General features: G+C 34.1%; 10 protein-coding genes and 1 other RNA gene. 5 read left to right on the forward strand and 6 right to left on the reverse strand.

What is annotated here, in order from left to right; translation table 11 throughout:
• The first annotated feature begins 75 nt into the window (after window positions 1–75).
• Genes aroC through V7P73_RS12615 form a run of 4 tightly spaced genes read left to right on the forward strand, consistent with a single transcriptional unit; the run spans window position 76 to window position 2,564 of the window.
• A complete protein-coding gene (gene aroC, locus V7P73_RS12600) occupies window positions 76–1,137 on the forward strand; it encodes a chorismate synthase (RefSeq protein WP_333854215.1) in 1,062 nt (353 codons plus the stop codon).
• 6 nt (window positions 1,138–1,143) lie between these two features.
• Window positions 1,144–1,419, forward strand: a complete 276-nt coding sequence (locus V7P73_RS12605) for a hypothetical protein (RefSeq protein WP_333854217.1) — start codon at window positions 1,144–1,146, stop codon at window positions 1,417–1,419.
• 9 nt (window positions 1,420–1,428) lie between these two features.
• Complete coding sequence (locus tag V7P73_RS12610; protein ID WP_333854219.1) at window positions 1,429–1,995, forward strand: thioredoxin family protein; 567 nt, start codon at window positions 1,429–1,431, stop codon at window positions 1,993–1,995.
• Between the two features lie 11 nt (window positions 1,996–2,006).
• Window positions 2,007–2,564 carry a TlpA family protein disulfide reductase gene (locus V7P73_RS12615; RefSeq protein ID WP_333854221.1) on the forward strand — a complete coding sequence of 186 codons (558 nt, stop codon included), beginning with the start codon at window positions 2,007–2,009 and terminating at the stop codon, window positions 2,562–2,564.
• Between the two features lie 95 nt (window positions 2,565–2,659).
• Here the strand turns inward: V7P73_RS12615 and yajC are convergent, their stop codons facing one another.
• The 5 genes from yajC to V7P73_RS12640 all read right to left on the reverse strand — a co-directional run bounded on the left by yajC (window position 2,660) and on the right by V7P73_RS12640 (window position 5,740).
• Window positions 2,660–2,989 carry a preprotein translocase subunit YajC gene (yajC, locus tag V7P73_RS12620; protein WP_333854223.1) on the reverse strand — a complete coding sequence of 110 codons (330 nt, stop codon included), beginning with the start codon at window positions 2,987–2,989 and terminating at the stop codon, window positions 2,660–2,662.
• A 4-nt stretch (window positions 2,990–2,993) separates the two neighbouring features.
• A complete protein-coding gene (locus V7P73_RS12625) occupies window positions 2,994–3,494 on the reverse strand; it encodes a DUF1573 domain-containing protein (protein ID WP_333854225.1) in 501 nt (166 codons plus the stop codon).
• A gap of 21 nt (window positions 3,495–3,515) precedes the next feature.
• A complete protein-coding gene (locus V7P73_RS12630; protein WP_333854227.1) occupies window positions 3,516–4,421 on the reverse strand; it encodes a transcription antitermination protein NusB in 906 nt (301 codons plus the stop codon).
• A gap of 145 nt (window positions 4,422–4,566) precedes the next feature.
• On the reverse strand, window positions 4,567–5,253 hold the full coding sequence (locus V7P73_RS12635; protein ID WP_333854229.1) for a beta-carotene 15,15'-monooxygenase: 687 nt from the start codon (window positions 5,251–5,253) through the stop codon (window positions 4,567–4,569).
• Window positions 5,246–5,740 carry an RNA polymerase sigma factor gene (locus V7P73_RS12640; RefSeq protein ID WP_248875709.1) on the reverse strand — a complete coding sequence of 165 codons (495 nt, stop codon included), beginning with the start codon at window positions 5,738–5,740 and terminating at the stop codon, window positions 5,246–5,248. The genes V7P73_RS12635 and V7P73_RS12640 overlap by 8 nt, the downstream gene beginning before the upstream one ends.
• A 209-nt stretch (window positions 5,741–5,949) precedes the next feature.
• On the opposite strand from V7P73_RS12640, the gene rnpB reads away from it, so the two are divergent.
• Window positions 5,950–6,246: RNase P RNA component class A (gene rnpB / locus V7P73_RS12645), an RNA gene on the forward strand.
• Here the strand turns inward: rnpB and V7P73_RS12650 are convergent.
• Window positions 6,241–7,296, reverse strand: coding sequence for a hypothetical protein (locus V7P73_RS12650; RefSeq protein ID WP_333854233.1), 1,056 nt, complete (start codon window positions 7,294–7,296; stop codon window positions 6,241–6,243). The genes rnpB and V7P73_RS12650 overlap by 6 nt on opposite strands.
• Window positions 7,297–7,548 lie beyond the last annotated feature (252 nt).

A 7,548-nucleotide genomic window follows, 5' to 3' on the forward strand; every position in this document is an offset into this window, starting at 1 on the left:
TAAAGAAATTATTGACTTCAGAAAAACCTTTATTTTAAAGTCTAGATTCTGATTTCTAACATCTAACTTCTATTTATGTTTAATGTTTTAGGAAACTTTTTGACGCTTTCTTCCTTTGGCGAAAGTCACGGAGAAGCTTATGGCGGGATTATTACTAATTTTCCCGCTGGTCTTGAAATCGATATTGAGAAAGTTCAACAGGAACTTGACCGTAGAAAACCAGGACAATCTGCTATTGTTACACAAAGAAAAGAAGGCGATAAAGTTCGATTTTTATCAGGGATTTTTGATGGAAAAACGACAGGAACACCAATTGGTTTCATTGTAGAAAACGAAAACCAGCGTTCCAAAGATTACGACCATATTGCGCAAGCTTATCGCCCCAGTCACGCCGATTATACTTACGACCAAAAATTCGGAATCCGAGATTATCGCGGTGGAGGGAAATCGTCTGCTCGTGAAACTCTGAATTGGGTTGTTGCAGGAGCTTTAGCAAAACAATTTCTTCCTGAGATTGAAATCAATGCTTATGTTTCTTCGGTTGGAGAAATCTTCTGCGAGAAACCTTATCAGGCTTTGGATTTTTCTAAAACCGAAAGCAATATCGTGCGTTGCCCAGATGAAGAAACTGCCGAAAAGATGATTGAAAGAATCAAAGAAATCAAAAAAGAAGGCAACACAATTGGTGGAACGGTGACTTGTGTGATTAAAAATGTCCCAACTGGATTGGGCGAACCTATTTTCAACAAGCTCCACGCTGAACTTGGAAAGGCAATGCTGAATATCAACGCCTGCAAAGGTTTTGAATATGGAAGTGGTTTCTGCGGTGCAAAAATGACAGGAAAAGAGCATAACGACCTTTTCAATCAAGATGGAACAACGCAGTCTAATCTTTCTGGTGGGATCCAAGGTGGGATATCGAACGGAATGGATATCTATTTCCGAGCAGCTTTCAAACCTGTTGCAACGATTCTTCGTCCGCAGGAAAGCATCAACAAAGATGGAGAATCTGTAACTGTAGAAGGTAAAGGAAGACACGATCCTTGCGTAGTTCCAAGAGCTGTACCTATCGTTGAAAGTTTGGCTGCATTTGTTTTGGCAGATATGTATTTAATCAATAAAACCAGAAAAATATAATATCAAATGAGCGAACTTGATGCTTATGATGATTTTCAGCATTATAAATATTACAATGGGGAATCGGAAAATCCTTTTTGTGATAAGGATGAAAATCCACTCAATTTTTTGAATCCTAAAGCATTATTTTGGCATTATGAAAAACATTATCATTTCAGCCAAGATTCTCGACACAAAGATTTAAAAACCTATATAAAATATTTGATTGACAACAAACTAAGCGAATATCATAGAAACACAGATGAATTATTAGAAATGTATTACAATAATTCTATTAAATAAAAATTAATAATGGATATCAAACAATATTGGGACAACGCCGTTTCTTACACAGAATATCTACGTGATGCGGGAGAAAGATTAGGCAATCCAAAAGACACGCAAGAAGCTGATTATGCTGAATATTACCGATTGGGAATCCAAAGAATGAACAGAATGTGGGAAAAATATCTCCCAAATTCTGAACAGGTTGAAAAATTAGCCAATAAAAATTTCCAGGGGAAAATATTGATAATTTCTGAATCTTGGTGTGGAGACGCCAGTCAGGTAATTCCAGTTGTTGTTAAGTTTTTTGAACAATTCGAAGTTAAAATTTCTTACCGTGATCAAGAACCAAGTTTGATTGAAAATTATCTGACAAACGGTGGAAAATCAATTCCGATTGTTATTTTCTTGGATGAGGATTTTAAGGAAATTGCACACTGGGGACCAAGACCAAAACACGGAACTGAACTTTTGAATAAACATAAAGCAAATCCTGAAGAATTCACCAAAGACCAATTCTATGTGGAACTGCAGACTTATTATGCTAAAAACAGAGGTTTTGATACGATAGAGGAACTTTTAGAATTACTTTAAATTTGATTCTGATGAATTTTCTAAAAAAAAATCTAATCTATATTATTCTAGTTGTTGTTTTGTCTGCTTTTGTATTGATAAAACCGCTTCGTGATTTTGTATCGGAACAGATTGCGATGAGCCCGACAGTGGCAAAAATCAATAATGAAACAATGGTTCCTGAAGATGTTTTGAACATCGATTTGAAAGGAATCAACACAAGTAGTACGAATCTGAAAAACCTGCGCGGAAAAGTTCTTTTCCTTAATTTTTGGGGAACTTGGTGTCCGCCTTGCAGAACAGAATGGCCGACGATTGAGAAACTGTATCAATTGAAAAAAGACAAAATGGAATTTGCGCTGATTGCTATGCAAGATCAAGAGGAAGATGTGAAAAAATTCTTGAAAGAGAATAATTATACGGCTCCTGTTTACATTGCAGAAAGTCCGCTCGACCCGAAAATCCTGCCAACAGTTTTTCCCACAACTTATCTGATTGCAAAGGATGGAAGAATCCTGAAAAAAGAAGATAGTTCGATGGATTGGAGCAAAGATTCTGTTTTGGAATTTATTGATCAAGTGACGAAATAATGATTTGTTAATTTGATAAATCGTTGATTTGATAATAAAAGAATCGCCCGAAATCTTAGATTTCGGGCGATTAATATTTAGAATAATTGTTGAAATTATTTCTTCTTTTCTACTCCAAAAGTTTCTGGAAATCTTGCGATTGTAAAGTCTCTGGAAATAGCCGCTTTTTCGAATTTTAGCTTTCCACTCAATGTTTCCAGAATTACTCCGTCTTCTGTGATGGAAAAGATTGTTCCGTGCATCCCCGAAGTTGTCACTACTTTTGCACCTGGTTTCAAAGCTTCTTGGAAAGATTTCTCTTGCTTTTGTTTTTTCATTTGTGGACGAATCATCAGAAAATAAAATCCGACGAACATCAACCCAATCATTATCAAAGTTGGCGTCATAGACTGCTGTGGCGCCGCTTGTAAAAATACTGTCAACATAATCTTATGGTAAAATGTTAGCTGAGAACGTTAGTTTCACAGGAGCTTTTTCTACATTTACAAATACATCTGCTGCTTTGTAAACTGTTCCGTCAAAGTTTGTAGAATCGAAATGTAAAGTGATTTTACCTTTTTTACCTGGCAAGATTGGTTCTTTTGTAAAGTCAGGAACTGTACATCCACAACCTGGTTTCACATTAGAGATAATCAAAGGATTAGTTCCAGTATTAGTCACTTCGTAAACGTGCTCTACTTTTTCACCTTTTTTGATATCGCCAAAGTTATGGTCAGTTTCGCTGAATGCAATAGTTGTCAGTGGTTTGCTTTGCGCTTCTTTCACCAACGCTTCGTCTTCTGGATTAACAGATTCTTGAGGCATTGCTTCTGCTGTTGCAGCAGTTTGAGCAGAATCTGCAGTTTCTAAAGAAGAAGTCTCTTCTTTTTTGTTACAAGAAAAAGCAAGTGTGCAAAGTGCAGCTACTGCTAATATTTTGATTGATTTCATAATACTAAAAATATATTTTGATTATATTCTATTTAAATCTTTTGTGTATTTGTCAAGAATTCCGTTGATAAAGATATTGGATTTTTCTGTTCCGTACACCTTGGAAATATCAATATATTCATTAATGATAATTCTTGATGCTGTTAATGGAAAACGATCCAATTCTGTAATAGCAGCCACTAATATAATTCTGTCAATCAAAGAAATTCTATCCAAATCCCAGTTCAGTAATTTGGATTCCAATTTCTTTTCTGTCTCTTCCCAATTGTTAAGAGATGATCTCAAAAGTTTTCTTGCAAAATCTTCGTCCTCATCATCTTTCAGCATTTTGATTAAAGTATGGGAAGCTTCTGACTCTTTCATAAAACCAATAGTTTTCTGAATCATAGAGTTGGCAATGTGAAAATCATCTGCCCAAGACATCTCTTTTTCTTCGAATCTCTCGTGTAAATCTGTGTTTTCTGCGATGTATCTCAGGAACAATTTGCCAATGAATTTTTGGTCATCTTCAAACGAAATTTCTTCGTCCTGCATATAATCCTGATAACGTTTCCCAGCCTTGATTCTTTGGAATGTTTTTACCAAAATCTCGTCATTCGGGTCCCAGATCAATTCTTTGTGTTTCTCAGAAAAACTTCTTCTCTCCTCGTTATCTTCTATCTGAGCGAGAATTTGGTTTTTAGTAAATTTTTGATTAGGATTTTCATCTTCTTTAGTTTTCAGGAATTTGTTTTTCCCGATTTCCATTTGGTCTTCTGCCAAACGCTTTAAACCAACAAGAAAGTTGAGTTCATAAATGTAGAGATGATAGATTTTGTTGATTTCTGAGAACATATTTTTCTCAATAACATCAAACTTGATAGGGTTTTGATAGTAAGAATACAAAGATTCTACAACTTTTTCGCGGATTTGTCTTCTTCCCAGCATTTCAAAGAACTTTTAGTGGGAGCAAAGATAAGGAAAATTGTTGCAACAGCATAATCCTTAATCGGTTGAATTGATAAAATTGAATCACTCTCAGCTTACTTCGACTACCTTCAGCAGAAACTCAGCAGAAATAGCTCTCAAAAGATTAATTATCCTTCTCTGAATCTATCTTTTCCAGTTGTTTTAAATTCTTAGAAAGTCTTTTCAGGATGATACCGTAAGCGATTTTGTAATAGAGCAAAATGAGAATAATACAAATCAAAAGACTGAAAATAACGCCAGTAACCAAGCCCCAAAATGTTGGATTATCTATCTCGATATTTTGTCGTCTGATGGTATAAATGATAAAACTCGTGAAACTTCCTATGAAGAGAAATAATAGAACGATATTACTAAAGATAAAGAGATTGACTGATTTTTTGAAGTTAATTATATGGATAATAAACTTCTTAAGGTTAGCTTCTACATTTATCTTTTTGTAATTTTTATAAAAAATAATGACGAAAATTCCGGTAATGACAAGACTCGCAATTTTTATCCAATAATAGATTTTGTCCAAAGAAAACTCTACTTCATTTTGATTTCTAATCTGAAGTTTGTTCAAAATACTTGTAAAATCTGTATGAAAACTGGATGAAAATAATGCTATGAAATTGATGATTCCGAATATGATAAATTCGGCCACACTAATCCACAGAATATATTTTACATAATTTCTGGATTTTTTATTGAGCATCACCTCAATCTCGTCTTGATTGTAGTCATCAGAAATCATCTGTTCCTGCCAAGATTTTTTGAGAGAATCTATATCAAAGTCTTCTGAGTTAGGCATGCTTTATCATTAATTCTTTTAATGTTTTCTTTAATCTGTTCATTTTCACTCTGGCATTTACTTCCGTGATTCCTAATGTTTCTGCAATTTCCTTGTAAGGTTCATCGTCCAGATACATCATCACGATTGCTCTTTCTACATCGGGCAACATTTTAATGACCTTGTACAATAAGGAAATCTGTTGCTGTTTTTCATCAGAATCTTCTAAAAAATTCTTGCTGTGAAAATCCTGTAATTCGTCCGTCTGCGGCTGTCTTGTTTTTTTTCTGAATAATGTGATTGCGGTATTAAGCGCAACACGATACATCCACGTAGAAATTTTGGAATTACCTTGGAATGAGTCGTAAGATTTCCAGAGTTGTAACACAATCTCCTGAAAAAGGTCTTCCTGGTCTTCCAAAGAATGGGTATAAAGACGCGAGACCTTTATTATAAGCCCTTGGTTGTTCTTTATCAATTTAGAAAACTCTTTCTGTTTACTCTCCATTCTGGAAACGAAGATAAGAAATATACAAAAATAACAATTCTTTTTCGGGCATCTTTTCGAGCTTTCACTATTAGTTATCTTGAAAGCCTATCCATCGCTAAGATTTATAGGGACGATCTCAAACATTATGTTCAATTCTGGATGTGGTCTTCAGTAAAGAAGTTGGGTAATAAGCGTAAAAGCTCAGCCATTATTAGTAAATTTGCAACAGAGAAGCGTGGCTTGTTGATTCAATTTTCGAATTGGGTAGGAAAGTCCGGACACCGTAGGGCAGCATAGCGGATAACATCCGTCATTTGTGAAAATAGGACAAGTGCAACAGAAAGTATGTACAGTTCGGCTGTAGTGAAACCAGGTAAACTCTATGCGGTGCAATGCCAAGTATATCATCAGTTAAGGTCTGCTCGGTCATTGATGAGGGGTAGGCAGCAAAAGTTATGTAGTAATGTATAACGTAGATAAATAACAAGCTTCAACAGAATCCGGCTTATAGCGCTTCTCTATTTTTTTATTTGGGAATGTTGGTAATTCTTAATGATAAAATTAATTCCTGTTTCCAAAATTTCTCCCATATTTTTACACTTTTTGAATTGAGAATTATAAGTGAGCTTTAGAAGAGACGTGCTTAATTCTTCTATTTTTTCAGGTGTAGAAATTTTATCTGTCTTCATAATTTCTATCAAATCTTTATATCTCTGATTACTTGTCAGAACTCTTTTAGCAATTGCAGAGCGAACCTCTTTTCTATATTGTTCTATAGAATTTGGCTTTAGTTTTTCATTAACGAGTTCTACCATTTTAGCATTTTCTTTAAAATACTGAGGAATATATATTTTAAGTTGACCTTCATAACTCTGCTGGTCAAAATCGATTGCTCTAATTCTGTAAACAACTTGGTCAAAATCGTGAATAGGAATCACCACATAATTATATGAACGCATATCACCTAATAAACCAATCATACATCTTTCATTGAATTTTACAAACTCTTTCGCAATCTGAGCTTTTTCAAGTTCAGTGCAGTCTAACAAATAATTTTTAATAAAAACATCGCCCGGAATTCCAAGAATGTGTTCTTCAATTAAAGTATCTTTATAGACAAGAAAGTTGATTCTGTTAGGCGAAAAAATATCCTCAAACTCCAGCCCATAAATTCTAGAAGCATCTGCTTTTTTAATATAAAAGTTGGTATAATTATCATTGAGGATATTTCTAACTCTGATTCTAAAAGGCTTAGAGTTTCCAAACGTGCAAAAATGGATAGAATCGACTTTTAAAAACGGTAAGGTTTCTTCATCCCCATCTGAGTGTAAAAGTGTATAGATTTTATTAAGACTTGCCTCAATTTCCAAATACTCAAATTCAGGATAAAAAACATCCAACCAATAAGTATCCTTCCCATCTTTATCAAAGAGAGAAGTATAACCTGAAAATCTTAGAAGGTCATCATAGAAGATTTTAATTTGAGTATTTCTATTATTCTTCTCAAGATAATCATCAAGTGATTTTTCTATTGGATAAATAGCTTTCCTGAACTCTATTTTTACATCTTTCATTCTGAGTTATTATAATTATCTAAAATAGGCAAAAAAGAGATAAAAAAATAAAGCCAGAGTGTTTATAGTATAAATATATATTAATTGTGATGGTTAATAAGATTCTAGTAGGGTATATGTTAAGTCTGATTAGATTAATAAGGTATAGTAAAATACTACCTCTTAGTTTTAGAGCAAAAAAAGCTCATCAATTTACTTTGATGAGCTTTTAAAAAAAACTGGCGGCGACCTACTCTCCCGCTTTCGCAGTAC

It is taken from the genome of Epilithonimonas sp. (genome assembly GCF_036780765.1).
In the GTDB taxonomy this organism is placed as follows: Bacteria; Bacteroidota; Bacteroidia; order Flavobacteriales; family Weeksellaceae; genus Epilithonimonas.